This window comes from Asticcacaulis sp. AND118, assembly GCF_020535245.1.
GTDB lineage: Bacteria > Pseudomonadota > Alphaproteobacteria > Caulobacterales > Caulobacteraceae > Asticcacaulis.
The window spans coordinates 1,955,450-1,979,773 of record NZ_CP084910.1; the positions used below are offsets into that span (position 1 = coordinate 1,955,450).

The 24,324-nt window shown below is 63.6% G+C and carries 24 protein-coding genes and 1 tRNA gene; 15 read left to right on the plus strand and 10 right to left on the minus strand.

The annotated features are described in order from the left end of the window. Window positions 1-22: 22 nt before the first annotated feature. From LH365_RS09450 to LH365_RS09460, 3 genes are all read left to right on the plus strand, one after another. The gene (locus LH365_RS09450; RefSeq protein ID WP_226743395.1) at window positions 23-832 is read left to right on the plus strand and encodes a folate-binding protein YgfZ; all 810 of its coding nucleotides are present in this window, start codon (window positions 23-25) and stop codon (window positions 830-832) included. Window positions 833-905: 73 nt separating this feature from the next. Then, a complete protein-coding gene (locus LH365_RS09455; protein ID WP_226743396.1) occupies window positions 906-1,475 on the plus strand; it encodes a DUF805 domain-containing protein in 570 nt (189 codons plus the stop codon). A 30-nt stretch (window positions 1,476-1,505) separates the two neighbouring features. After that, entirely contained in the window at window positions 1,506-2,120 is a 615-nt protein-coding gene (locus tag LH365_RS09460) for a ribonuclease HII (protein WP_226743397.1), read from the plus strand. 9 nt (window positions 2,121-2,129) lie between these two features. Here LH365_RS09460 and LH365_RS09465 read toward each other — a convergent pair whose 3' ends face one another. Further along, window positions 2,130-2,684, minus strand: coding sequence for a hypothetical protein (locus LH365_RS09465; protein WP_226743398.1), 555 nt, complete (start codon window positions 2,682-2,684; stop codon window positions 2,130-2,132). A gap of 213 nt (window positions 2,685-2,897) precedes the next feature. Here LH365_RS09465 and LH365_RS09470 point away from each other — a divergent pair, with 213 nt between their 5' ends. Both LH365_RS09470 and LH365_RS09475 read left to right on the plus strand, forming a co-directional pair. Continuing rightward, window positions 2,898-4,010, plus strand: coding sequence for a site-specific DNA-methyltransferase (locus LH365_RS09470; protein ID WP_226743399.1), 1,113 nt, complete (start codon window positions 2,898-2,900; stop codon window positions 4,008-4,010). A gap of 213 nt (window positions 4,011-4,223) precedes the next feature. Beyond that, window positions 4,224-5,645, plus strand: a complete 1,422-nt coding sequence (locus LH365_RS09475) for a hypothetical protein (protein ID WP_226743400.1) — start codon at window positions 4,224-4,226, stop codon at window positions 5,643-5,645. A 138-nt stretch (window positions 5,646-5,783) separates the two neighbouring features. Here LH365_RS09475 and mutY read toward each other — a convergent pair whose 3' ends face one another. Beyond that, the gene (mutY, locus tag LH365_RS09480) at window positions 5,784-6,926 is read right to left on the minus strand and encodes an A/G-specific adenine glycosylase (RefSeq protein ID WP_226743401.1); all 1,143 of its coding nucleotides are present in this window, start codon (window positions 6,924-6,926) and stop codon (window positions 5,784-5,786) included. Between the two features lie 73 nt (window positions 6,927-6,999). On the opposite strand from mutY, the gene LH365_RS09485 reads away from it, so the two are divergent. The 3 genes from LH365_RS09485 (at window position 7,000) to LH365_RS09495 (ending at window position 9,022) form a co-directional block, all read left to right on the plus strand. Continuing rightward, window positions 7,000-7,560 (plus strand): DUF721 domain-containing protein, encoded by a 561-nt coding sequence (locus LH365_RS09485; protein ID WP_226743402.1) that lies wholly within the window; start codon window positions 7,000-7,002, stop codon window positions 7,558-7,560. 102 nt (window positions 7,561-7,662) lie between these two features. Then, window positions 7,663-8,301: a DsbA family protein gene (locus LH365_RS09490; protein WP_226743403.1), complete on the plus strand. Its 639-nt coding sequence runs from the start codon at window positions 7,663-7,665 to the stop codon at window positions 8,299-8,301. A 22-nt stretch (window positions 8,302-8,323) separates the two neighbouring features. Next, window positions 8,324-9,022, plus strand: a complete 699-nt coding sequence (locus LH365_RS09495; protein ID WP_226743404.1) for a thioredoxin domain-containing protein — start codon at window positions 8,324-8,326, stop codon at window positions 9,020-9,022. 15 nt (window positions 9,023-9,037) lie between these two features. On the opposite strand, the gene LH365_RS09500 is transcribed toward LH365_RS09495, so the two are convergent. After that, window positions 9,038-9,679: a GntR family transcriptional regulator gene (locus tag LH365_RS09500; protein WP_226743405.1), complete on the minus strand. Its 642-nt coding sequence runs from the start codon at window positions 9,677-9,679 to the stop codon at window positions 9,038-9,040. A 450-nt stretch (window positions 9,680-10,129) separates the two neighbouring features. Between LH365_RS09500 and smc the strand changes: the two genes are divergently transcribed. From smc to LH365_RS09530, 6 genes are all read left to right on the plus strand, one after another. Further along, window positions 10,130-13,594 (plus strand): chromosome segregation protein SMC, encoded by a 3,465-nt coding sequence (gene smc / locus LH365_RS09505; RefSeq protein ID WP_226743406.1) that lies wholly within the window; start codon window positions 10,130-10,132, stop codon window positions 13,592-13,594. Window positions 13,595-13,860: 266 nt separating this feature from the next. Then, entirely contained in the window at window positions 13,861-14,154 is a 294-nt protein-coding gene (locus tag LH365_RS09510; protein WP_226743407.1) for an AtpZ/AtpI family protein, read from the plus strand. A gap of 52 nt (window positions 14,155-14,206) precedes the next feature. After that, window positions 14,207-14,968 carry a F0F1 ATP synthase subunit A gene (locus LH365_RS09515; RefSeq protein WP_226743408.1) on the plus strand — a complete coding sequence of 254 codons (762 nt, stop codon included), beginning with the start codon at window positions 14,207-14,209 and terminating at the stop codon, window positions 14,966-14,968. A 52-nt stretch (window positions 14,969-15,020) separates the two neighbouring features. Further along, window positions 15,021-15,245, plus strand: a complete 225-nt coding sequence (locus LH365_RS09520) for a F0F1 ATP synthase subunit C (protein ID WP_013478623.1) — start codon at window positions 15,021-15,023, stop codon at window positions 15,243-15,245. Window positions 15,246-15,415: 170 nt separating this feature from the next. After that, window positions 15,416-16,060, plus strand: coding sequence for a hypothetical protein (locus LH365_RS09525; protein WP_226743409.1), 645 nt, complete (start codon window positions 15,416-15,418; stop codon window positions 16,058-16,060). A gap of 10 nt (window positions 16,061-16,070) precedes the next feature. Beyond that, window positions 16,071-16,577, plus strand: coding sequence for an ATP F0F1 synthase subunit B (locus tag LH365_RS09530; protein WP_226743410.1), 507 nt, complete (start codon window positions 16,071-16,073; stop codon window positions 16,575-16,577). A 76-nt stretch (window positions 16,578-16,653) separates the two neighbouring features. Here LH365_RS09530 and LH365_RS09535 read toward each other — a convergent pair whose 3' ends face one another. From LH365_RS09535 to LH365_RS09560, 6 genes are all read right to left on the minus strand, one after another. Then, window positions 16,654-19,203 carry a lysozyme gene (locus LH365_RS09535; RefSeq protein WP_226743411.1) on the minus strand — a complete coding sequence of 850 codons (2,550 nt, stop codon included), beginning with the start codon at window positions 19,201-19,203 and terminating at the stop codon, window positions 16,654-16,656. Between the two features lie 192 nt (window positions 19,204-19,395). Further along, window positions 19,396-20,907, minus strand: a complete 1,512-nt coding sequence (gene mgtE, locus LH365_RS09540) for a magnesium transporter (RefSeq protein ID WP_226743412.1) — start codon at window positions 20,905-20,907, stop codon at window positions 19,396-19,398. A gap of 163 nt (window positions 20,908-21,070) precedes the next feature. Beyond that, window positions 21,071-21,155: transfer RNA gene (locus tag LH365_RS09545), tRNA-Leu, on the minus strand. 82 nt (window positions 21,156-21,237) lie between these two features. Continuing rightward, window positions 21,238-22,065 (minus strand): helix-turn-helix domain-containing protein, encoded by an 828-nt coding sequence (locus tag LH365_RS09550; RefSeq protein WP_226743413.1) that lies wholly within the window; start codon window positions 22,063-22,065, stop codon window positions 21,238-21,240. Between the two features lie 17 nt (window positions 22,066-22,082). Next, window positions 22,083-22,607, minus strand: a complete 525-nt coding sequence (locus LH365_RS09555; RefSeq protein ID WP_226743414.1) for a cupin domain-containing protein — start codon at window positions 22,605-22,607, stop codon at window positions 22,083-22,085. Window positions 22,608-22,683: 76 nt separating this feature from the next. Beyond that, on the minus strand, window positions 22,684-22,938 hold the full coding sequence (locus tag LH365_RS09560; protein ID WP_226743415.1) for a FliM/FliN family flagellar motor switch protein: 255 nt from the start codon (window positions 22,936-22,938) through the stop codon (window positions 22,684-22,686). Window positions 22,939-23,008: 70 nt separating this feature from the next. Here LH365_RS09560 and lipB point away from each other — a divergent pair, with 70 nt between their 5' ends. Then, window positions 23,009-23,743 carry a lipoyl(octanoyl) transferase LipB gene (lipB, locus tag LH365_RS09565; protein ID WP_226743416.1) on the plus strand — a complete coding sequence of 245 codons (735 nt, stop codon included), beginning with the start codon at window positions 23,009-23,011 and terminating at the stop codon, window positions 23,741-23,743. 148 nt (window positions 23,744-23,891) lie between these two features. Here lipB and LH365_RS09570 read toward each other — a convergent pair whose 3' ends face one another. After that, window positions 23,892-24,305: a DUF805 domain-containing protein gene (locus tag LH365_RS09570; RefSeq protein ID WP_226743417.1), complete on the minus strand. Its 414-nt coding sequence runs from the start codon at window positions 24,303-24,305 to the stop codon at window positions 23,892-23,894. Between the last annotated feature and the right edge of the window lie 19 nt (window positions 24,306-24,324).

Below are 24,324 nucleotides of genomic sequence, written 5' to 3' on the forward strand. Positions count from 1 at the left end.
GAATCTGCTGCCCGTATCAAACATGACCGACCTTATCGCCCTTCCGCACCGCGCCCTGATCGCCCTGACCGGCCCCGACTGGGGAAAATTTCTCAACGGTCAGACAACGATCGACGCGGAAAAAATCTTCGACGCCGTCGCAAACGGCGCGCACAAGCCCTTATATTATGGCGCGTTTCTCACCCCGCAAGGCAAGCTGAGCGGCGATGTCTTCATCTGTCCACGGGATTCCGACACGGTGTGGATCGATGTCGATGCCGGGCTGAGGGACGAACTCTTCACCAAACTCAACCTGTTCAAGCTGCGCGCGAAGGTCACCCTGTCCAAACCCGAGGCGCAGGTCTATGCCGCTCTCTCCGAAGGTTTACCGGACCCGCGCGCGCCGGGGCTGTTTCGCGCCTATGGGGTGCTGGAAGCAACCGGTAATATCGACACCTACACCGATTTTCGCCTGACGCAGGGGCTGGCCGAGCCGGGGCTCGACTTCCCCAGGGACTATCTCTACCCCATCGACATCAATATGGACCTGATCGAGGCCATCGACTTCAAAAAAGGCTGTTTCGTCGGTCAGGAAACCACTTCGCGCATGAAGCGCCGCGGCACGATCAAGAACCGCCTGATCCCCCTCACCCACTCAGGTCGGTTCGACTTCGGCGCGGAGGTGCTGCAGGGCGAGCGTCGCGCCGGCGAAATCCTCGCCTCGCAGAACGGTAAATCACTGGCCCTGATGCGCCTCGACCGCATCGACGGCCCCCTCAACTGTAACGGCGAAGCGGCCACCCTCGCCGTCCCCGACTGGCTGGCTCCGCACCTCGCGCCCGTCGAAACCTGACGCCGGTTTCATTTGCCAGCCCGGCGATCAGCGGTTATCGTCCCTTCGAACGTAGTAACCAGAGGGGACGGCCATGTTCAGTTTCGACCTGATGTTTCAACCGCTTAAGCGCTATTTCGACTTTCAGGGCCGCTCGCGCCGTTCCGAATACTGGCTGTTCTATCTCTTTCAGTTGGTGGTCAGCCTGAGCCTGAGCCTGTTGCAGGGAGTCGGCGGACTGGTGGCCGGTCTGGTCGCCGGCATCAACTTCATCTTCGCGCTGGGCATCCTCATCCCGTCGATCGCCGTCGGTGTGCGCCGCTTTCACGACACCAACCGCACCGGCCTGTGGCTGCTCTTCTACCCGGCGGTGATGATCGTTTCGCTGATCCTGACCCTCGTCTTCGCCCGCGACGCCGTGGCGCAGATGGGCCAGAACTTCCAGAACCTCGATCCGTCCAGCCTCGAATCCGGCGACCCGCAGGCCAATCTGGCGGTCTACAGCGCCATGGCGCCGATCGCCCTCTACGTCCTGCTGCCGACCTGGCTGGCCAGCCTCGTCACCCTGTGGTTCCATGTTCAGGACGGCACGCCCAACGCCAACCGTTTCGGCGCCGACCCCAAGGGCCGCGGCGTCACCGAAAGCGTCGTCTCGACCTTCTAAGCCGGAGCGGAATCGGGTATGGAGCCATCCATGCCCGATTTTTCTTTCGAGTCCCAATTTAGCGGTCCGGTGTGCGGTGTGGACGAAGCCGGTCGCGGCCCCTGCGCGGGGCCCCTGTGCGTCGCCGCCGTCATCCTCGATCCGGCACGCCTCCCGCCGGGCATCGCCGACTCCAAGAAACTGACTGAAAAGCAGCGTTTCGCGCTGGAGCCTGAAATCAAGGCCGCGGCCATCGCCTGGTCGGTGATTGAGATTTCCGCCGCCGATATCGACTGCCACAACATCCTCAGGGCGACCCTGATGGGGATGACGCAGGCCGTCGAAGCCCTGTCACCCGTACCGGTTCACGCCCTGATCGACGGCAACCGCTGTCCGCCGCTGAGCCTCCCGGCCACGGCGGTGATCAAGGGCGATGACAAATCGCTGTCGATCGCCGCCGCCTCCATTCTCGCCAAGACGGCGCGCGACCGCATTATGATCGAGATGGACGCCGTCTATCCGGTCTACGGCTTCAAATCGCACAAGGGCTATCAGGCCGAAGCCCATATCGAGGCCATCCGCCGGCACGGTCCGTCGCCCATACACCGCATGAGCTGGGCGACGATCCGCGCGGTCATGCCCGTCGAGGCCGGTGCCGCCGAATAAACCGAATAATCAGTGCGGCCATTCCTGGGTCAGCACCTCGGCCTTGCCGTCCTTCCACTTCACTTCCAGCGACGGCTTGGCCGGCTTGCCCTCGGCGAACAGTTCATAGATGATCGTGCCGTCCGGCTGGGCGCTTTCGATAACGCGCACCGGCACGATGGCCTTGCCCGCTGCGGCCTGCACCAGAGCCGGTGCCGTGTTCCACGCGATGTCGCGCTGAATCTCCACGACCTTGAAGGCACCCGCCTCTTCCAGCACGTCCAGTTCGACCTCCGAGCCGTCCGAACGCTTGCCTTCGACGTCAAAATAGACGCGCCCGTCGCGCTCCTTGCGCTGGGCCTCGGCAATAGTCATGCCCGGCACCGCCGCCCGCACCACCCTGGTCACGCCTTCGGGCAGTTCCGCCGCCGTCAGTTCGGTGATGACATCGCCCGATACCGTGGCGGCTTCTGACGCGGCCTCGGAAGACGCCGTCGCCGACGCATAGGGCGCGACCGTATCGGAATCCGAGCACCCGGCCAAAGCCACCGCTGCACCCAAAACCATCAGACCTGTGAGTTTCATCCGTTCCTCCTGTTGTTATATGACACCGGTAGCACGGTCGCGCGCGGGAACAAAACGAATCCAAATCTGAGTCCAAAAAGACTCACCCCCAGAAAATTGAATCGCCCGATTCGCCGCGAGTCAAGTTTTAATCTTTTGTTTACCCCATAAGATTCTAACCTGTCCTTTCGTATCGGCCTCAGAAGCGGGCCGCCATCTTTTCGGGGTTTAGTCATGACACGCCACATGCCGCAAAAAGCCATCCTGCAGCGCACCGCGCTGGAGTTGGACACCATCCATGTCGGCGAATGCGTGGACATTCTCAAATCCCTGCCGGACAAGTCGGTCGATCTGGTCTTCGCCGACCCGCCCTACAATCTCCAGCTCGGCGGCGACCTGCACCGCCCGGACAATTCCAAGGTCGACGCCGTCGACGACGAATGGGATCAGTTCGCCAGCTTCGAAGCCTATGACAAGTTCACGCGCGAGTGGATGCGCGAATGCCAGCGCGTGCTCAAGGACGACGGGGCTATCTGGGTGATCGGCTCCTATCACAACGTCTTCCGTCTGGGCGTTGCGCTTCAGGATCTCGGCTTCTGGGTCATGAACGACGTCATCTGGCGCAAGGCCAACCCCATGCCCAACTTCAAGGGCACGCGCTTCACCAACGCCCACGAAACCCTGATCTGGGCCACCAAGGCCAAGGGCCAGAAGCGCTACACCTTCAATTACGACGCGCTCAAGGCATTCAACGAAGACACCCAGATGCGCTCGGATTGGGCCATCCCGCTGTGCACCGGCGAAGAGCGCCTCAAGGACGAGAACGGCAACAAGGTCCACCCCACGCAAAAGCCGGAAAGCCTCCTCTATCGCGTGCTGCTGGCCTGCTCCAAGCCCGGCCACGTCGTGCTCGACCCCTTTTTCGGCACCGGCACCACCGGCGCGGCCGCCAAGCGTCTGGGCCGCCACTTCATCGGCATCGAGCGCGACGAAACCTACGCCGGGCACGCCCGTGAGCGCATCGCCCGCGTGCAGCGCGCCAACGAATCCGATCTGGCCGTCATGGGTTCCAAAAAGGCCGAACCGCGCGTGCCCTTCGGCGCTCTGGTCGAAGCCGGCCTGCTGCAACCCGGCGACACCCTATATTGCCCCAAGGGCCAGCGCACTGCCCGCGTCCGCGCCGACGGCTCGCTGGTCCACGGCGAACTGACCGGTTCGATCCACAAGATGGGCGCCATGCTGGAACAGGCCCCGTCCTGTAACGGCTGGACCTATTGGCGCTTCAAGACCGATGCAGGCTTCAAGCCGATCGACGATCTGCGCGCCCGCATCCGCCAAGGCCACTAGCGCTCAAGCAGGGGCACAGCCCCTGCACCCGGAACGTACCGCGGCAGGCGGCATCGTTCATTGTCTATTGAAATCGAAGGCCCGGTGGAAACGCCGGGCCTTTGTTACGACTAAAGTCGCAATATTGATCGTTTTCGCTTGATTTTGCGCTTATCTGCGCGCCTAATCATCGGACAAATGAGCGGCACAAGCCGTCACCACGGAAACGACAGGATGATCACCAATACATTCCGCCATTTGGCGGTCGCTCTGGCCGTATGCGCCGGGTTAGGCCTCGCCGCCACGTCCGCTTCCGCGCAGCAAAGCCGCAAGGAAATGCTGGCCGCCGAAGCCGCCGCCGACAGGATCAAGGACGTCAGCAAACTCATGCCGCAGTTCGGTCTGCCGTGTGAAGTGACCGAAGCCTCGGCCCCCACCGCCGCCGAAGCCACCGTGGACGGCAAGAAAACCGCCATCGAAGGTTTTGAAGTCGCCTGTAAAGACCAGCGCGGCTACATTCTTTACAAGACAAAAACCGCACCGTTCGGCGACCCGATGGGCTGCCTCGAAGCCGCCGCCATCGCCAAGACCGCGCCCGGCAGCCCGGTGTGCAAGCTCAAAAGCAATCGCGCCGCCCACTACTGGCTGACCGATACTGCCAAGTCGAAAATCCCGTCCTGCCAGATCGCCGGTGCGCGCTTCATCCGCGCTGACGCGACGGCCCATAGCGAAACCTATGAGATCAGCTGCAAGAATACCGCCGGCGGCGTCTTCATCGTTCCGACGCACAAGACCACGGAGAAAACGGTCGGGTTCCTCAACTGCCTGAAAACCGCCGACACCGCGCTGAAATGCGAACTGACCACGCCGGAACAGGCGCCGCAGACCCTCAGCGCTCTGGTGAAAAAGAACGCCTCCGACTGCACGATCAGCAATGCCCGCTTCGTCGGCGCCACCAAGGACGCCGAATATTACGAGGTCGGGTGCGAGGGTAAGCCCGGTTTCGTGCTGATCACCGATCTCGACACGCAGTTCAAGGGTACGGTCGGTTGCGACAAGGCCGCCTCGATCGGCGGCTGCAAATTCACCGATACAGCGGCCCTCGCGGCTGCGGGCAAGGCCAAGCGGGACGAGACCAAAGCCAGATATAAGGACGCCTATGCGAGGGCCCTGACCGCCGCCGGCGTGGCCTGCACCATCGAGGATTTCCGGCGCATCGGCCGCGATACCGCCACCAATCGCGATCTGGCCGAATTCAAGTGCGCCGAAGCCAAAACCGGTCTGATCGCCCTGATCCCCGACGCTGGCAAGGACGGCAAGCTGGAGAGCTTCGACTGCTTCGCCGCCGCCGTGCAGAAGACCGATTGCGCCTTCGTCTCGCAGGATCAGCTCAAGACGCATCTGCAGACCCTCAGCGCCAACCACAAGTCGATCAAGGCCGACTGCGTGATCGGCGAGGCCCGCTACGCGTTTGAAAACAACGGCCAAGTGGTGCTTGAAATCGCCTGTGTCAACAAGCGCGGCTATATCGCCGTGCTTAACAAGGCCCGCACGGCCCTCAATCCCGCCGTGCCCTGTCATGTCGCCGCCACCAATCCCGGCGTGCCTGAAAAGTGCACCCTCGCCGGTAATGGCAGCAACAAGGAAGGGGCTTAATGTTTAGCTTGCGCAATCCGGTTGGATTACGTGGGGCCCCTTCCCTGAACGTACCGCGGATGCGACATCGTCCATCGCGTGCGGAGTAAGCGTACCTCGTGAACCCTCCCCTGCCCCGCCTTAACCGGCGGGGCTTTTTTATTTCAATTCCAGGGCTTTGGCGAAAACCGTCGGCAGGGCTTTGGTCTCCGCGTGAGGCAACAATTGATAGACATTGTGCTGACGGAGAAAAACCACCATCTCATCACCGGTCAGATCGATCCGCCATACCTGCTGCTTCAGTGCAAAGTGCGTAAAAACGTGTTCGTAGGCACCAATATATCGCCAACTCCCCTCTCCCTGAGGGAGAGGGAGATGCGGAGCATCGGGTGAGGGGGGTGTCTTCTGCGCCGCTGCCCCCTCACACGGCCCTTCGGGCCACCCTCTCCCCCAAGGAGAGGGAAAAGCCTCTCCCCAAACCTCGCTCCGCCAGTCCAGATGCGGCAGGCCGAGCATTCCACCCAGCAGGCCCTTGTCCGGACGGCGCTCGACCACCACACCCTCATCCGACACGATCAGGAAGGCCACCCCGTGCCGCACCGGTTTGGGCGGCCTGGCGGCCTTGACCGGGTATATCTCCGGCTGACCTTCGGCGAAGGCCGCACAGTCCGTCTGCAACGGGCACAGTAAACAGGTCGGCGACTTCGGACGGCACACACTGGCCGACAGGTCCATCAACGCCTGCGGCCAGTCGCGCGCCCGATCCTCACGCACCCAGCGCCCGGCCAGCTCGCGCAACAAGGGCCGCGCCTGCGGCACCGGCGTCTTCACCGCATAGAGCCGGCTCATCACCCGCTCGACATTGCCGTCGACCACATTGGCGGCCTTACCGAAGGCAAAGGCTATCACAGCCGCCGCCGTATAGGGCCCGAAACCCGGCAGTTTCAGCAAGGCTGCCTCATCCGCCGGAAACGCCCCGCCGTGTTCGCTGACCACGGCCCGCGCGCATTTCAGCAGGTTGCGCGCCCGCGAATAGTAGCCAAGCCCCGCCCATTCGGCCATCACCCGCTCATCGGGTGCTGCGGCCAGATCGGCGACCGTCGGCCAGATGGCGGTGAACTTCTCGAAATAGGGGGCGGCGTGCGGCACGGTCGTCTGCTGAAGCATCACTTCCGACATCCACACGCGGTACGGATCGGCCTTCAGTTCCGCACCCGGTCCTTCGCGCCACGGTAAAACCCGCGCGTGCAGATCGTACCAGTCCAGCAATCTGCGACGCGCAGACGAGACATCTTCGTCCATACGCTCTTTTTGTCGCGCATCCGATTCCAAAAACCGCTGCACACTTTTTGGGATGCGCTTTATACTCAACACCATGAAACGTGACCTGCCGTCCTATGAAGAGGCTATGCGCATCCTGCGCACCACGCGGACACGCCGCGCGCCTCAGCCTTCACCGCCTGTAAACCGACAGATAGCGCCGATGATGAAGGCGCTCAATGCGCGATTTGAGGCCTATGACACCGGCGCAGGCCGCTTGAAGAACCGCTGGCCGGAAATCGTCGGCGATACGGTGGCGCGTGTCACAGAACCGGTGAAGGTCATTCGCGCCCGCCCCGGCGCCAAGGCCGGCGGCACGCTGGACCTGCGCGTCGAAGGGTCGTTCGCCTCGGTCATCCAGCATCAGAGCCGCGTGATCATCGACCGCGTTAACCTGTTCCTGGGGGCCGGTACGGTCGATCGCCTGCGCCTGATTCAGGGCCCGGTGCAGAAGGTCTCACGCCCCGCCCCGCCGCCGCCTCCCAGACCCCTCAGCGCCGCCGAAGAACTGGCGCTGCAGGACAGCGTTCAGGCCGTCGCCGATGAAAAGCTGCGGCGCGAACTGCTGCGGCTGGGCCGTTCGGTGCTGCTGAAGGATCGCAACCGTCGGAAGTAACTTGCCAAAAGCCATAATCTCGCCGTAGGAAGACCGGAGAAGCTTTTGCAACAAAGCTGAACCCAGATTCTTACCCGGATTCTTACTATGAGGGCTCGATCCATGCACCTGACCCGTCAAACCGTCGTTCGCGGCGCGCTTCTGGCCGCAGCCGCCTTCGGCACCCTCGCCCTCGCCGCTTGCGATGGCGGCGCCAAGACCGACGCCGGGGCCGATGACATGGTCATGGGCAAGGCCGAAGCACCGATCACCCTGGTCGAATACGCCTCGGTCACCTGCTCGCACTGCGCCGAGTTCAACGAGAAGGTTTTCCCGACGGTCAAGGAAAAGTACATCGAGACCGGCAAGGTGAAATATATCTATCGTGAGTTCCTCACCCCTCCGGCCGATGTGTCGGCGGCGGGCGTTCTGGTCGCGCGCTGCGCCGGCAAGGACAAGTATTTCGAGGTGATCGACGCCATCATGCGCTCGCAGCGCGAACTGTTCACCACGGGCGACGCCAAGGGCATCCTCAAGCGGGTGGCCAATTCGGCCGGCCTGTCCGACGAAGCCTTTGCCAAGTGCGTCAACGATCCGAAGGGTCTGGAGCGCATTCAGGCCAATATGGAAAAGTACAGCAAGGCCGACAACATCACCGGCACCCCGACCCTGATCATCAACGGTCAGAAATTCGAGGGCGACTACACCAGCGTCGAGGCCTTCACCGCCGCCCTCGACAAGGCCGCCCCGGCCAAGAAGTAGAGTCATACAAGCGAGTATCGACATGACCGCCACTGCCCGCCGCTTCTACGATCGCGCCCGCCGCGCGCCCTTCTGGCAGCAGGCGCTGGCGGTCTTCATGCTCGCCGCGCTCGCCACGGCCCTGTTCAGCGTCGCCGCCGACGCGCAAAGTACGGGCAAGGGCGCCAAAATCGCGCCGCTCAACGAAATGACCAAGGGCGCGGCCAATGCCCGCGTCACCGTGGTCGAATACGGCTCGGTCACCTGCACCCATTGCGCCGCCTGGTACAACACCAACTGGGCCAAGTTCGACCGCGACTACGTCAAGACCGGCAAGGTGAAGTACGTCTATCGCGAAGTGGCGACCAACCCCGCCCCCATGGCTTTCGGCGTCTACATGCTGGGCCATTGCGCGGCGGCCAAGCCCAACTGGATCGGTCAGAAGGGCGGCACCAAGGCCTATTTCACCGTGATCGAGGGCTTCTTCGCCGCCCAGTCCAAGGTCTATGAGACCGGCGAAGCCGAACCGGTGTTCCGCACCCTGGCCGCCAAGGCCGGGCTGAACCAGAGGGAAGCCGACGCCTGCCTCAAGAACGAGGACCTGTTCAAGGCCATATCGGGGCGCATGGAAGCCAATATGAAGAAGGACGATGTCGAATCGACCCCGACCTTCTTCGTCAACGGCAAACGGGTCGACAGCAACTACGCCGCCATCGAAGCGGCCATCAAGGCGGTCAGATAGACCGGACCGCCGTTCCTATTTATAGTGCGACATCAGTTCGCTGAAGGTCGCCTGAATGTGCTGATGGACCAGCGCCTTGACCGCCTCGGCCTCGCCGTTCAGCCAGTATTCCAGCATGGTGCGGTGTTCCATATGCGCCTGATCCTCGCCGCCCGCGGGTTCGAGGTGCTCACCGAGATTGCGCTCTGAAATAATGTGCAGGCGCTCGATGAACTGCACCGTCACCGGCTTTTTCAGCGGACGGATCAGCGACAGGTGGAACATGCGGTTGGCGTGCGGCACGCGCAGGCGGTCCGATTGCGCCGCGCGGTTCAACTCATCGAACGCCACGCGCGCAAAGGCCTTGTCCGCTTCGCTGGCCATAAGCGCCGCCTCGGCCACGGCCTGCGGCTCCATCTGCAAACGCAGCGTATAGACGTCGACCGCCTCTTCCTGCGTCAGCGGGATGACGTAAAAACCCTTGTTGGCTTCAGATGAGATCAGCCCTTCGCGCTCCAGCCGGAACAGGGCTTCGCGAATGGGAATCTTGCTCACGCCGAACCCGGCCGCCACCGCATCCTGACGGATCGGCTGACCCGGCGGGAAATGCCCGGCGATCAACTGGTCGCGCAGCGCCTTATAGACCTGAGACGAAATGGTCTGAACATGAATACCCATGGGTCACCTGGAAAGCAGAAAACACTGCCGGTCCGGACGCGCCACCCTGATGTCCCTCTGCTCGGCCCGAATGCGATAGGCCCGGCGGGATCGTATATTTCCTACTATCCTGAGTTTATTACCAACCAGATCGCGGGATGTCTTTGCATTTAACGAACAATTGTGACCGAAATTCCGGCGTCTGCGCGATATTCCCCGATTTCGCTCATCCCCGCTCTTCGACCACGGCTTGCCTTGCGTCCGGCGACGCCTTAACACGCCCTATCAGGTGCCCCAATTAGAGCGCAATCCGATAAAGTGGGCACCACTTTTCGAAAAAATTGCGCGACCTCAAAAACTTAGAGCGAGATGATGTTTCCACTTTAAATCATCTCGCTCTAGGTGAAACGGCAAAAACCCGTTAATCTTTCGGTCACCTCTGATTCGCGCACCACAGAATTTGGTTCCTTCTTGCAGTTTCAACGTCTGAGACTTTCCGGCTTCAAGTCCTTCGTCGATGCGTCGGAATTCCGCATCGAACCCGGACTGACGGGCATTGTCGGCCCCAACGGTTGCGGCAAGTCGAACCTGCTGGAGGCTCTGCGCTGGGTGATGGGCGCGACCTCCGCCAAGGCCATGCGCGGCGCCGGCATGGAGGACGTCATCTTCGCCGGTTCGGACAAGCGCCCGTCGCGCAACTGGGCCGAAGTCACCCTGACCATCGACAATTCGGCGCGTCTGGCGCCTCAGCCCTTCACCGATCAGCCCGTGCTCGATATCGCCCGGCGCATCGATCGCGGTCAGGGCTCGACCTATAAGGTGAATGGCAGGGAGGTGCGTGCGCGCGACGTGCAACTGCTGTTCGCCGACGCCTCGACCGGGGCCAACTCCCCGGCCCTCGTGCGTCAGGGGCAGATTTCCGAGCTGATCGCCGCTAAGCCGCAGAACCGCCGCCGCGTGCTCGAAGAAGCCGGCGGGGTGTCGGGCCTGCACACCCGCCGCCACGAGGCCGAACTGCGCCTGCGCGCCGCCGAAAGCAATCTGGCGCGGCTGGACGACATTTCGCGCGAACTGGACACCGCCCTGTCGCGGTTGAAGCGCGAAGCGCGTCAGGCCGACAAATATAAGAAGATTTCCGCCGAAATCCGCGCCCTGCAAAAGGCCATTCTCCACGCCCGCTGGCTGGAGGCCATCGCCCTGTTCCAGACGGCAACCGGCGAAATGCAGGCCCTGTCGCAGGCCGTCGAGGAGACGACGCGCGAAGCGGCCGCCGCCCAGACCGCCGCCCTCAAGACCGCCGAGGCCATCCCGCCCCTGCGCGAGGAAGAGGCCGTCGCCGCCACCGTCAATCACCGCCTGACCATTGAAAAGGAGCGCCTCGACCTCGAAGCGCAGCAGGCGCACGCCGAGATCGAGCGGCTGAAAGGCGATCTGCGCCGTCAGCAGGCCGACCACGCCCGCGAACTGGAACTGGCCCGCGACGGGCAGTCGCAGATCGAACGCCTGAGCGAAATGCTCGACCGCGTGCGCGCCGAGATCAAGGAGGCCCCGTCGCGCGAGCCGGAACTGAAGGCCGCCGTGCTGATGGCCGAGGGCGAGCGCGTCGAGGCCGATCAGCGCATCGAGGAACTGGCCGCCGAACTGGCCGCCCTGACCGAGCGTCAGCGGCTGGAGGCCACGCGCCTGAAGGAGGCGCAGACGCGCTTCGAGCGCCTGCTGGCCCAGACCAATCAGGCCGAACGCGAAAAGCAGGCGTTGGGCGTTTTCGATCACGCCGCGTTGGAAACCGCCCGCACCGCCGCCGAGGCCGCGCAAGGCGCGCTGGACGCCGCCCGCGCCGAGGCCGAAGCGCTGGAAGGCGGGCGGGTGGACGTAGTCAATGCCGAGGCTCAGGCGCGCAAGACCGCGCGCGATATCGAGGACCGGCTGGGGCGGCTGACCGCCGAATCGCGCGGCCTGTCGCAAATCCTGAACGCCAATGCGGGTAAAGCTAAAAGTCCCGTACTCGACGCCGTGCGCGCCCACAAGGGCTATGAACTGGCGCTGGCCGCCGCTTTGGGCGACGACCTCAATCTCAGCCTGTCGAAGCGCGGCGCGCTCGATGCGCTGGCCTTCTGGGCCGAGGATTTCGCTTCGCAAGCGGTGTTCAGCGATCTGGCCGCACTGGGCGTCACGCCGCTGGCGCAGTTCGTCAAGGCCCCGCCCGCCCTCGCCTTGCGCCTGTCGGCCATCGGCGTGGTCGATCAGACCGAGGGCGACCGGCTTCAGACGCAACTGCCCATGGGCGCGCGGCTGGTGTCGAAAGAAGGCGACCTGTGGCGCTGGGACGGGCTGATCGTCCGCGCCAGGGCCCCCAAACCCGCCGCCGTCCGATTGGCGCAACGCACGCGCTTCGACGAGCTTGAGGCCGAGATCGACACGCTCAAACCGGAACTCGACGCGGCCCAGGCGGCGCTGAAAACCGCTGCCGACGCCCAGCGCAGCTTCGAGGATCGCCTGCGTCAGGCGCGTGTCCGCCTGCCGGAACTGGAGCGTGACCTGCGCACGAAGACGACTCAGGCCGATGACCTCAGCCGCCGCCAGACCCAGTACGAAACGCGCATGGAAGCGTTGGACGGCAGCATCAAGCGCCTGCGCGCCGATCTGGGCGAGGCCAAGACCGCCTATGAGGATCTGGCCGACGCGCAATCGTCACCGGAGGCGCTTGATGCGTTGAACGACGCTCTGGTCGACGCACGCAATCTCGCCAATACCTGCCGTCAGGCCGTCTTGGTCGCGCGGTCGGCGCTGGACGAGGACGCCCGCAACCGTCAGCAGCGCGAATCGCGCGAACGCAACCTCAGCCGCGACCTGAACGACTGGACGCGCCGTCACGGCGAATCGGGCAACCGCGTCGACAAGCTGACGCGCGAACAGGAAATGACTATGGCGGCGCTGGCCATCGCCGAGGCCGCGCCCGCGACGTTTGAAACCCGCCGCCGGAGCCTGCTCGATTCGCTCACTGCCGCCGAAAAGCGCCTGTCGGAGGCCCGCGACGCCCTGACCCTTGCCGACACCGCCAAACGCGAGGCCGACGCCGAGGAAAAAGCGCGCGAACAGGCCGCCGCTCAGGCCCGCGAAAAGCGCGCCGGGGCGCTGGCCCGGCTGGAAGCCGCCACGACCCGCAAGGACGAAATCGAAGCGCAGATCCTCGACCAGACGGAAGGCACGCCCGACGCGCTGGGCCTGCGCCTGAAAGAAGAAGCCATCGCCACGCCATCGGACGCCGCCGGGGCCGAGGCCCTGCTGTCCGGCCTTGAAAAGGAGCGCGATCAACTGGGCGCGGTCAATCTGCGCGCCGAGGAAGAGGCTGCGGAGTATCAGGAGCGGCTGGAAGGCATCAGCCGCGAACGGTTGGACCTGACGACGGCCATCGGCAAGTTGCGCGACGGCATCGACGAACTGAATGCCGAAGGCCGCGAACGGCTGCTGGCGGCGTTCGAGGTGATCAACGCACACTTCAAGACCCTGTTTGTCGCCCTCTTCGGCGGCGGGTCGGCGGAACTGCGGCTGGTCGAATCGGACGATCCGCTGGAGGCCGGTCTGGAAATCTTCGCCTGTCCGCCGGGCAAGCGCCTGTCGGCCATGAGTTTGATGTCGGGCGGCGAGCAGGCCCTGACGGCTACGGCGCTGATTTTCGGCGTGTTTCTGGCCAATCCGGCCCCGGTCTGCGTGCTCGACGAAGTCGATGCGCCGCTGGACGACGCCAATGTCGACCGCTATTGCCGCCTGCTGGACGAGATGCGGACCCGCACCAATACCCGTTTCATCGCCATCACCCATAATCCGGTGACCATGGCGCGCATGGACCGCCTGTTCGGCGTGACCATGGCCGAGCGCGGCGTGTCGCAACTGGTCAGCGTCGATCTCAAGGCCGCCGAAGCGCTGGTCGCCTGATGCCCAAAGATCAGAGATGGGACCAAAGTCTTACAGCGTCGGGAAAAACGCGCCGCAAACGTTTGCTGTAAGGGTTTCCGAGGCTCCGGCCCCGCGCGGGAAACGAATTTTCGCAAATAGTGATGCCGCGTGGCGTTTGCACGGGGCAATTAGATCAACTTTATGTCATCGGCTTGCTTGACCTTTGCGGTCTGTCCGATTAGGTTCCGCGCCGTCCGAAGGGGGATATTTGTCTGTGTGCGAATGTCCTTCCGAAAGGTCCGAATATGAATAACGACCCCGATCATGAGACTTCGTCGAAGCTGGACGACCTCGAACGGCGGCTTGATGCCATTGAGCAGAAGAAGCGCCGCAAAGAGAACGACCACGTCGAAACCGAAGCGGGCGCCGGAAAGGGCTATCAGGCTCTGGGCGAACTTCTCGGGGGCATTTTCATCGGATTGGGGGCTGGCTGGCTGAGTGACGAATATCTGCATACGCGCCCCTTCGGGATCATTATCGGCGCGATCGTGGGTCTGGTCGCCGGGGTCTATGCCGTCGCCCGCAGCGGACGTCGTTGAGATTTTTCGGTCGTTTCGACCAATAGCTATTTGAATTGATGAGGTAGGGCTTATGGCCGATCCGTTGCACCAGTTTCAGATTCAGAAGGTCGTCGAATTGCCGACCGTCGATGTTGCTGGTGTCCCCGTCGACCTGTCGATCACCAACTCCGTGCTGGCCATGCTGATCGGCGTCGGCTGCGTGATCCTGTTCTTCGCCCTGACGACGGCGCGCGCCTCGATCATTCCGGGCCGTTTTCAGGTGATGGCCGAAGGCGTCTTCACCCTGATCGACGACCTGGCCGAATCGATCATCGGCCACGACGGCCGCGCCTTCTTCCCGTTCGTGTTCACGCTCTTCCTGTTCATCCTGAGCTGTAACCTGGTCGGCATGACCACCTATTTCACGGCGACCTCGCAACTGGCGGTCACCGCCATGCTCGCCATCCTGACCATCGGTACGGTCATCGTCGTCGGCTTCGTCAAGAACGGCTTCGGCTTCTTCAAGCTGTTCATGCCGTCGGGCGTGCCGCTGCTGATCCTGCCGATCCTGGTCCCCATCGAAATCATCTCCTTCCTGATGCGCCCCATCACCCTGACGCTGCGTCTGTTCGGCAACATGGTCGGCGGTCACATCGTGATGAAGGTGTTCGCGGGCTTCATCGTGGCTCTGGCCTCGGCGGGTGCGCTCGGCTATCTCGGCGGCTTCGTGTCGCTGACGGCGGTCGTGGCCCTGACGGCGCTGGAATTCCTGGTGGCCTATCTGCAAGCCTTCGTCTTCGCGGTGCTGGCCTGCGTGTACCTCAATGACGTGGTGAACCTTGATCACCACTAAGTCATCCTGATTGCTTACGTTTATCCTCTTCTTCCTACGGAGTTAAAAGTCTATGGACGCTTCTGCTTACAAGTTCCTCGGCGCGGGTCTGGCCATGCTGGGTATGATCGGTGCCGGTATCGGCCTCGGTCTGCTGTTCGGCAACTTCTTCCAGGGCGCGCTGCGCAACCCTTCGGCGGCCAAGTCGCAACAGACCAACCTCTTCATCGGTATGGCCCTGACCGAAGCCCTCGGCATTCTGGCGTTCGTTATCGCCATCATGATCCTGAACGGCTAATCCCGCTTTCGCGGGCTGGTTCGCCGCAGGCGTTCGCCCGACGAAGACCGGACTTTTCGACGGATCAGGCTGGCGTCACAGTCTGATCCGTTCGTTTTTCAGGCGCACCCGATGCGCTACCCGACAGACCCATAGTCCGTGGCCCGGCCGCGGATCAAAAGGATCAAATCATGAGCGTAACCGCTAGCCCCGCGGCCAGTGAAACGAGCGCCGAAACGCCCGTGACCACGGTGGCCACGCTTGAGCCCCTCGCCGAAGCCCCCGCTTCCGCCGAAGCGGCTCACGGCGACGCCCACACCACCTCCACCGGCCACGGCGAAGCGCACGCTTCCGGCGGCCTGCCGCAGTTCCAGACGGAACACTGGGCGGGTCAGATGGTGTGGCTGGTCGTCATCTTCACCGTGCTGTTCATCCTGATCGCCAAGATCTTCGCCCCTCGCCTGCGCAAGGTCATCGACACGCGCGGCGCGACGATCGCCGAGGATCTGGCCAATGCCCGCGCCATCCGCGACGAGGCCGAAGCCCAGGCCAAGGACGCCGCCGCCGAAACCGCCGCGGCTCAGGCCGCCGCACGCAAGCTGGCCGCCGACGCCAAGGCCAAGGCTGCCGCCGAACTGGCCGCGGCTCAGGCCAAGGAAGACGCTCGTCTGAACGGCATTCTGGCCGAGGCCGAAGCCGCGATCCGCGCCAAGCGCGACGAAGCCCTGGCCCACGTCACCGAGATCGCCACCGACACCGCGTCGGCGCTGGTCGAAAAGCTGACGGGCAAGGCCCCGACCAAGACGGCGCTGACCGCCGCCCTGAAGAAGAGCTGAGGAGCACCCGATGGAACACGCTGAACCGTCCTTCTGGGCCAATCCCGAAACCTGGGTCCGCATCGGTCTGGGTTGCTTCTTCCTGCTGCTGATCGTCATGAAGGTGCCGCAGAAGCTGTGGGCCTCGCTGGCCGACACCGGCAATGCCGTGCGCGCCGAACTGGACGAAGCCGTGCGCATCCGTCAGGAAGCGCAGGCCCTGCTCAACCAGATCAAGGCCGAGCGCCTTGCGGCCGAGCAGAAGGCCAAGGAACTGATCGCCTTCGCCGAGGAAGAGGCCCAGCGCCTCACCACCGAGGCCAAGACGAAGCTCGACGAGTCGATCAAGCGTCGTCAGGCTCAGGCTGAAGCCAAGATCGCGCAGGCCGAAGCCAAGGCGACGTCCGAGGTCAAAGCCGCCGCGACCGATCTGGCTACCCAGATCGCGGAAAACGTACTCCTCAGCCGCGCCGACGGCCTGAAGAGCGATCCGCTGGTCGATCAGGCCATCACGCAGGTGGCGACCCGCCTGTCGTAAGACACAGCGATCGCGCAAAAATAAAGGCCCTGCCGGTTCCGGCAGGGCCTTTTCATTTGTGTCGATGCGGGGGGGGTTAGTCCTTCAAACCGCCCAGACGGCGGAAGATCAGCCATACCGAGACGCAGACGCAAACAATGCCCACCACGGCCAGCGTAATCGACATGGTGGTGAAGACATCGGCATTGCCCGGCTCGGTCATTTCGAGATTGATGGCCTTCTGATAGGCGCCCGCCGCCCCCCCCAGCGCCGCCAGACCGATCACCGAAATGAAGATCCATTGCAGGGTCGAGGCGATCATCTGCCACAGGCTGCGCTCATTGGCCTCGGCCTCTTCGGTCGAGACGGCGATACGGCCATCCTCGGCCAGCCATTCGTCGTCGGCCTCCCCCCCCTCTTCGGCATGGAGATAGGTCTGGGAATGGGGCTCGGTCTGGGAATTGAGGCTCAGGGCATCGTGATGCACGGCGGCGGCGGCCACACCCGCCATGCCCGTCGCCGGGTGCTGCAACTGATCGCGCCAATGAAGCGGCGCTTCGGCCGCCGGCTGCGGAGCCGGTTGAGGCGCGGCAGGCGGCGGCACGGAGGCGCTGGTGTCGGTCTTGACGCTGACCGGAGACGCCACCACGGTCGGCGGCGCGATCAGCGACGGATTGGGACGCACGCCCGGCTCCACCTTGCTGTGGAGCTTCATCACCAGCGGCGCGTCTTCCTCTTCCTCAACCTCTTCCGGCTGCACCACGTGCAGGGCGGGACGCGGATCAGGCGGCGGCGGTGTGGGCTCAGGATCGCGACGCGACGATATCTCAAACGGCGCGGCCGCCGCCGGCGGCGGGGTATGCGGCGGGGCCTGAGGGACTGGAGCCGGCGCAGCGGCCGGGGCCGGCGCGGGCTTCGGCTTGGCCAATGGCCCCGCCATGGTCGCATAGGGCGAATAGAGGCGCATCAGGGCCGCCGCAGCCTCGGCCTTGCGCGCGGCTTCGGCCTCGGCATCCGGCGTCGGTTTTGCGGCGGCCTGAGCGTTGCGTTCTTGTTCAGCTTTGGCCTGTTCCGCCTTGGCTGCGGCCTCAGCCTGTTCGCGGGCGACACGCTCGGCGTCCTGACGTTCGCGCTCAGCGCGTTCGGCCTCCAGACGCGCCTGCTCGGCGCGGGCTTGCGCTTCGCGTTCACGCTCCAGACGCTCTTGTTCAGCTTTAGCCTGTTCGGCCCTAGCCTGCTCAAGTCTGGCCTGCTCAAGTCTGGCCTGTTCTTCGCGTTCGCGCTGTTCCCGTTCGAAGCGCTCACGCTCAAAGCGCTCCTGCTCCAGCCGCATCTGCTCGGCTCTGGCCTGTTCCAGACGTTCGCGCTCGAAACGTTCAGCTTCGAGTCGGGCGGCCTCAAGCCGGGCGGCTTCCTCGCGCTGACGGGCCTCGTCCTCGAACCGCTGACGTTCCAGACGCTGCTGCTCGATGCGCGCGTCTTCGAGGCGGCGCAGTTCGTTCAGGCGCGTCTCTTCGGCGACGCGCGCGGCAGCCAGGGCCTGCGCCTGACGCATGGCCTCCTGACGCAGGGCGTCTTCTCGGATGCGGGCCTCTTCGCGCAGGCGGATTTCCTCGCGCAGCTTGGCCTCTTCACGCACCCGCGCTTCCTCGCGCTGACGCAGTTCTTCACGCAGACGCGCCTCTTCTCTGAGGCGGGCCTCTTCGCGCAACCGGGCTTCCTCGCGGACGCGGGTCTCCTCGGCCAGACGAATGGCCTCCAGACGACGCGCCTCCTCGCGCAGACGGGCGTCCTCACGGGCGCGGGCCTCGTCGGCCAGCCGGCGGGTCTCGGCCTGACGCGCGGCTTCGAGACGGCGCGCCTCCTCGGCGCGTTCAGCCTCCAGCTTGCGGGCGTCCTCGGCGGCGGCGCGCTCGGCCTCACGGCGTTGCGTTTCTTCGATCCGCACCTGCTCCAGACGGCGGAACTCGGCCTGAATGCGCGCCTCCTGCTCGGCCTTGAGCAGGGCGGCCTGCACATCCATGGACGGCGTGGCGGGGGCGGGTGCGGGCGTTTCGGCGATATCGGCCACGCGGGTGATGACCGGCTTCGGTGCGGCGACAACAGGCGCTGCGACCGGCGCCGCCGGGCTTTCCGCCGGACGGATGACCATGCCCGGCGTCAGCAATTGCGGATCCAGTTCCATCCCCGCCATGTCGGGCGTCAGGAACAGGCTTTTTTCCGAAGCCCGGCGGCGGATCAGCGGGGCCAGCACATAGGTCTGGCCGTTGAATTCGGCGCTGGTCCAGTTGTCCATGGCCTGCGCGGCTTCGGTGGTGCGGCCTTCATTGACCCGGCGCAGCACGTCCGATTGCCCGAAGGCCTCGATGCCGACATTGAAGCAGAACGACACCAAAGCATCGAACTGGTTCTGGTTGAGCGGCGTATGGACCAGATTATTGACCGCCTCGACGATGGGCAGCAGGTCGAAGCGCAGCAGGGCGTCGGCGTCTTCGGCCGTGACGCGCGCGCCTTCGCGGGCGGAGAAGGTATGGCCGTAACCGATCATCCAGCGCCCGTCGGGCAACTGCGAGGCCTGCTGACGCAGACCTTCGAAACTCTTGATCAGTTCGACTCCGGCGCGGGAGATCTTATGGCGCGCTCTCATCACTTTTCCTGAACCAAAACGGTACACTTGCGGAGGTAGACTGAAGGTCAAGCAAGCTTCGCGCCGCCCGAGCGCCCCCAGCCCGTTTTATAAGCCCCATTTTTCCATGCCATTCCGGAGGCTTCCGCCCCCGACAAGCTTAAGAAAATAGATTAATTCCGCCCGATTAGCTATCCATAGGCTCTGACGGTTTTACAACAGAATTATCGCCGCCAGCCCCAGGAAACTGAAAAATCCGATGCAGTCGGTGACCATGGTCACGAAAATGGGCGAAGCCACCGCCGGATCGCGGTCCAGCTTCGACAGGGTCAGCGGCACCAAGGTACCGGCCAGCGCCGCCGCGGTCAGGTTGATCAGCACCGCCAGCGCGATGGTTACCCCCAGAAGCGGCCGCTGCCACACCGCCCCGGCCACGACACCCAGAATGCAGGCGATGACCGCGCCGTTGAACCACCCCACCCGCACCTCGCGCCAAACGGTGCGCAAGGCGTTGGCCGTGGTCAGTTCGCGCGCCGACAGGGCGCGCACCGACACCGTCAGGGCCTGAGTGCCGGAATTGCCGCCGATCGACGCCACCATCGGCATCAGCACGGCCAGCGCCACCAGCTTCTCGATCTCGCCCTGGAACATGCCGATGAGTGACGAAGCCACAAAGGCGGTCAGCAGGTTGACGCACAGCCACGGCAGACGCGAACGCACCACTTCGAACACGGTAGAGTCGCGGCCTTCGTCGTCCGACACACCGGCCAGCGCCAGGATGTCCTCGCGGTTTTCTTCCTGAATGATGTTGACGATGTCGTCGACCGTGATCTGCCCCACCAGACGGCCGCCCTGATCGACCACCGGGGCCGAGATCAGGTGATACTTTTCGAAGATATAGGCCACCTCTTCCTGATCCATATGGACCTCGATCTCGGTGATCGGTTCCATGATGGCCGACAGGCGCACCTCGCGCGGCGTGCGCATCAGCAGCGACACGGGCAGCGCGCCGATGGGCTTGTGCGTCGGGGAAATCACATAGACGTCGAAGAACAGTTCGGGCAGGTCGGCGCCGTGGGCGCGCATGTGGTCGATGGCGTCGCCGACATTCCAGAAGTCGGGCGCGGCCACCACTTCGCGCTGCATCAGGCGGCCGGCGGTCTCTTCCTCGAAGGCCAGGGACGTGACCATGGCCTCGCGGTCTTCGGGGTCCATGGCGGCCAGAACCGCCTGCTGCTGCTCGGCCTCCATGTCCTCGAACACGGCGGCAGCGTCGTCGGAATCGAGTTCCTGCAGCACCTCGGCCAGATCGATGGGGCGCAGATTCTCGACGATCTCCTCGCGGATGCCCTCGTCCAGTTCCGGCAGAACCTCCGGCAGGGTGTCGGCGGGAATCCACGGAATGACCTGCTCGCGGTAATCCTCGGACAGGAACCCCAGCAGGTCGGCGATATCCGCCGGGTGCAGAGCGTCCATCAACTCCCGCAGACGCATACCGTCATTGCGGTCGGCGGCATCGATAACGATCTGAATATATTCGGGATTGAGCGCGTAGTCGTCCTGAAGCGCAAAATCTTCGATCTGCTCGGGCGTGCTCAGGTCGGGGCGATCGTCCTCACCGGCCGTCTCGCGCGCCACGGCATCGGCCAGGGCCTTCAGCGACCCTTGCAATTCCTCCGGCGGCGTGGCGAGAGTGTCCAGTTCAGGTTCGGGCTTTTGCGCCAACTCTCCCCCTCCCTTTTCATCTCGGAATCCCCTTAGAGACACGCCGGTTGCGTGGTCGCCGACACTGGGCCGAATCCCCAAGGATTGCAACCGGTTTCGCCTGAAAACAGACACAAAAAAAGGCTTTGAAGCCGAAGCGTCAAAACCTTTTTTTGAACCCGGATGGTGCGGTCGAGAAGACTCGAACTTCCACATCTTGCGATACAGCGACCTCAACGCTGCGCGTCTACCAATTCCGCCACGACCGCACACATCGGGAGGCGCGCCACTTAGCAAGCCTTGGGGGCTTTGTGAAGCGGCAAAAGCGCTTTATCCCCTAATTTTGGCGATTTACCGCTCCCAAAAACCGAAGCGGCGCTCCGGCGAGGTCGATTCCACTGCGGTAAAGACCGTCGGCGTCGCTCCGGCAAAAGCCTGAAAATCGCGCCGGACGTGACGCAAATCGTAGTACCCGGCCTCCACAGCCAGACTCAGCCAGTCCTCCGACGGCAGGCGATTGCGCAACCGCACCAGCCGGTCGAAGCGCGCGACCCGCGCGAACAGTCTGGGCGCGACGCCGTTTTGCCGGATAAAATTGCGCCGCATCTGACGCTCGCTCAGCCCGGCCTGCTCCGCCAGTCGCTCGATGGAGCGTCCAGGTTGCCGCAGTAAGGCCGTACCTATGGGGTCGGGTGCCTCTTGGACCCGGCGATGTTGCAGCCTTTGCCACAGCCACGCCTCCGCCGCCCCTATCATGCCGGCCGGGGCGTCGGTGTCTTCGATACGGTGGATCAGGGCGGCGAAGTCGTGGGGGAAGACGGCCTCGGCATCGACCTCTCCATCAGTCAGTTCCGACGCGTCCAGCCCCGTCAACCGGAACAGCGCGCCGGGCAAAAGCTCGATCTGATAGACGCTGAAATCGCGCCCACCCTGCCGCCAGGTGACGGCCGTCGGCTGCCCGATCAGCACCGCTCTCGGCTTGCGTCGCGCCTCACCGCCTGTCGACCAGGTCCATTCCGGATCACGCAGATAGAAGGCCAGCGCCGTGGCCGGTCGCGGCCAGTAGAGTTTCGGAGGAACCATATCCTGCGCTCCGAAACGCAGCCGGATGACCTGATGCTGACGGATAATGCCGCTGAGGTGCGCGGAGGGCGGCAGGACATAAAACCCGACGGTCATCAGCTTTCGTCCTCGCCTCATTTCGCCTTTAAGGGCGGTCCCACAACCTTCATGCCGTGTGCCGCAAACAGGGCCGCGCCTTCTTCCGGGGTGGGCACGCCTTTCAGCGCCCCCTGCTCGCGGAAAAACGCCTCCATGTCGCCCGCCGGTGTGAACATAAATAACATATGGCCCTCGGCGCTCAACTGGCTGAACGTATGCGGCACGCCGCGCGGCAGGAAAATTGTATCGCCGGCTTTCAAACGATAATGTTTGTCGCCGACCTGAAAGGCGTATTCACCGGCGCGTATGTAAAAAATTTCGTCCTGATCCGGGTGGACGTGCAAGGGTGGCCCGCCGCGCGTCCGACCGATATATTCGAATACGGCCAGTTGCCCGCCGGTATCTGCTCCGGCGACCTTGACGCGGTTGGGACTGTTGCCGAACAGAACGACGGCGTCGCCCAGACGGTCCTGCGCCGCCTCCACCACAAAGGGTTCGGCGGCCATGGCGCTGCCGCTCAACGCGAGCGCGGCAAGGGTCAAAGAAAGGACTGTTTTCATCTCGATCTCCCTGATAAGGAAGATCAGTCTAGGTCAGATGCGCTCAAAGGCAGGAGTAAGGATCGGACATCCGGCCCTAATTTCCCAGCGCCATAAAATCGTAGACATTGGCCGGACGGGTGACCACGATCGAGATTTTCTCTTCGAAGATCTGGATTTCGCCGCGCGCTACCGGATGGTTGTTGGCCAGGATCCACACCTCGTCGTGCTCGCGCGCGTCCAGCGGAATAACGGCGCCGCGGCCCATGCGCAGAAGCTGCTGCATCGGCAGGACCGAACGCCCCAGAAGCACGGAGATTTCCACCGGTACGGCATTGACCTGAGACGACACGCTCGACTTAACCCTTTAACTACCCATATAGGGAAGCAATCCCTACCCATCCGTTCTAAAATGGCCGAACATGCTGAACGACAGGTTAAGCCCCGCCCTCCCCGCCGACGGTTTGCCGGACTTTTTCCTCAATGACCCGGAAAACGGCCGGCCGGAATGGCGCGTCTCGACCGGTCAGGTCAGCTATCCCGAAGCCGTGGCGGCGATGGAGCAGCGCGTCGAGGCCATTCTCAAGGGTGAGGCGCGCGAACTGATCTGGCTGATCGAGCACCCGCCGCTGTACACCGCCGGCGTTTCGGCCAAACGCGAGGACCTGCTGGAACCGGAGCGTTTCGAGGTGTTCGACAGCGCGCGCGGCGGGCAATTCACCTATCACGGTCCCGGTCAGCGCGTGATCTACGTCATGCTCGACCTCAACCGTCGCACGAAGGACATCCGCGCCTTCATCAAGGCGCTGGAAGACTGGATCATCGGCACGCTGTGGCAGTTCAATGTCGAGGGCCATATCCGCGATGGCCGCGTCGGGGTGTGGGTCGAACGGCGCGACCGGGGCGTTACGCCGCCCCCGGAAGATAAGATTGCGGCTATCGGGATTAAACTCCGCCGCTGGGTCAGCTTCCACGGCATCAGCCTGAACGTCGAGCCGGACCTCAGCCATTTCAACGGCATCGTACCGTGCGGCATTTCCGAGCACGGCGTGACCAGTCTGGTCGATCTCGGCCTGCCCGTGACGATGGATGAGGTGGATTACGCCCTGCGTCAGCAGTTCATCGAACGCTTCGGGCCGGTTGATTTTACGAATTAAGAAAAGAATTAACCACGGAAAATACAGACTTCGGGCACACGAGTTGTTCTGGTTTGAAAGCCCTCTCCCGAACGCAGGGTACGGACAGTTTGGGGCGCTTGGCGCGAAGTTTCCGCACAATCGCGTTCGTGGTTTTCGTGGCTAAACATCAAACCGCTTCAATCGGCTCAGCAAACCGCGTCGAGCGCCCGTAGCGGTTCGCCCCCCGCTCGCCCGGCATGGCGCCCAGATCGATGGCCGCCCACAGCAGCACCAGCGCGCCGATAAAGTCGAGGAAGTTGTCCGGGCGCGGCCAGACCATCATAAAGGCAATCAATATGATCGCCGCCCACCAGCCCGACCGTCCGCGGTCGTGCAGGCGCTTGGACAGAACGCACGCCGCGCAGAACAGCAGAGCCGGATAGACCAGCCAGCCGGTCAGCACGCGCGGCGCGCCGGTGATCGCCGAATCGTAGATCATGAACAGTCCGGCCAGCACGGCCAGCGCGATCAGGAACGGCGTCTGACGCACCCGTCCGGTGGACGAGAAAAACAGTTCGCTCCAATCGATCTTCTGGTTCATGGGCCATCCACAGCAAAAA

What these genes read in the sequence shown, in the direction of transcription:
- LH365_RS09450 (WP_226743395.1), top strand. Translation starts at nt 23, where the DNA reads ATGACCGACCTTATCGCCCTTCCGCACCGCGCCCTGATCGCCCTGACC.
- LH365_RS09455 (WP_226743396.1), top strand. Translation starts at nt 906, where the DNA reads ATGTTCAGTTTCGACCTGATGTTTCAACCGCTTAAGCGCTATTTCGAC.
- LH365_RS09460 (WP_226743397.1), top strand. Translation starts at nt 1,506, where the DNA reads ATGCCCGATTTTTCTTTCGAGTCCCAATTTAGCGGTCCGGTGTGCGGT.
- LH365_RS09465 (WP_226743398.1), bottom strand. Translation starts at nt 2,684, where the DNA reads ATGAAACTCACAGGTCTGATGGTTTTGGGTGCAGCGGTGGCTTTGGCC.
- LH365_RS09470 (WP_226743399.1), top strand. Translation starts at nt 2,898, where the DNA reads ATGACACGCCACATGCCGCAAAAAGCCATCCTGCAGCGCACCGCGCTG.
- LH365_RS09475 (WP_226743400.1), top strand. Translation starts at nt 4,224, where the DNA reads ATGATCACCAATACATTCCGCCATTTGGCGGTCGCTCTGGCCGTATGC.
- mutY (WP_226743401.1), bottom strand. Translation starts at nt 6,926, where the DNA reads ATGGACGAAGATGTCTCGTCTGCGCGTCGCAGATTGCTGGACTGGTAC.
- LH365_RS09485 (WP_226743402.1), top strand. Translation starts at nt 7,000, where the DNA reads ATGAAACGTGACCTGCCGTCCTATGAAGAGGCTATGCGCATCCTGCGC.
- LH365_RS09490 (WP_226743403.1), top strand. Translation starts at nt 7,663, where the DNA reads ATGCACCTGACCCGTCAAACCGTCGTTCGCGGCGCGCTTCTGGCCGCA.
- LH365_RS09495 (WP_226743404.1), top strand. Translation starts at nt 8,324, where the DNA reads ATGACCGCCACTGCCCGCCGCTTCTACGATCGCGCCCGCCGCGCGCCC.
- LH365_RS09500 (WP_226743405.1), bottom strand. Translation starts at nt 9,679, where the DNA reads ATGGGTATTCATGTTCAGACCATTTCGTCTCAGGTCTATAAGGCGCTG.
- LH365_RS09510 (WP_226743407.1), top strand. Translation starts at nt 13,861, where the DNA reads ATGAATAACGACCCCGATCATGAGACTTCGTCGAAGCTGGACGACCTC.
- LH365_RS09515 (WP_226743408.1), top strand. Translation starts at nt 14,207, where the DNA reads ATGGCCGATCCGTTGCACCAGTTTCAGATTCAGAAGGTCGTCGAATTG.
- LH365_RS09520 (WP_013478623.1), top strand. Translation starts at nt 15,021, where the DNA reads ATGGACGCTTCTGCTTACAAGTTCCTCGGCGCGGGTCTGGCCATGCTG.
- LH365_RS09525 (WP_226743409.1), top strand. Translation starts at nt 15,416, where the DNA reads ATGAGCGTAACCGCTAGCCCCGCGGCCAGTGAAACGAGCGCCGAAACG.
- LH365_RS09530 (WP_226743410.1), top strand. Translation starts at nt 16,071, where the DNA reads ATGGAACACGCTGAACCGTCCTTCTGGGCCAATCCCGAAACCTGGGTC.
- LH365_RS09535 (WP_226743411.1), bottom strand. Translation starts at nt 19,203, where the DNA reads ATGAGAGCGCGCCATAAGATCTCCCGCGCCGGAGTCGAACTGATCAAG.
- LH365_RS09550 (WP_226743413.1), bottom strand. Translation starts at nt 22,065, where the DNA reads ATGACCGTCGGGTTTTATGTCCTGCCGCCCTCCGCGCACCTCAGCGGC.
- LH365_RS09555 (WP_226743414.1), bottom strand. Translation starts at nt 22,607, where the DNA reads ATGAAAACAGTCCTTTCTTTGACCCTTGCCGCGCTCGCGTTGAGCGGC.
- lipB (WP_226743416.1), top strand. Translation starts at nt 23,009, where the DNA reads ATGCTGAACGACAGGTTAAGCCCCGCCCTCCCCGCCGACGGTTTGCCG.
- LH365_RS09570 (WP_226743417.1), bottom strand. Translation starts at nt 24,305, where the DNA reads ATGAACCAGAAGATCGATTGGAGCGAACTGTTTTTCTCGTCCACCGGA.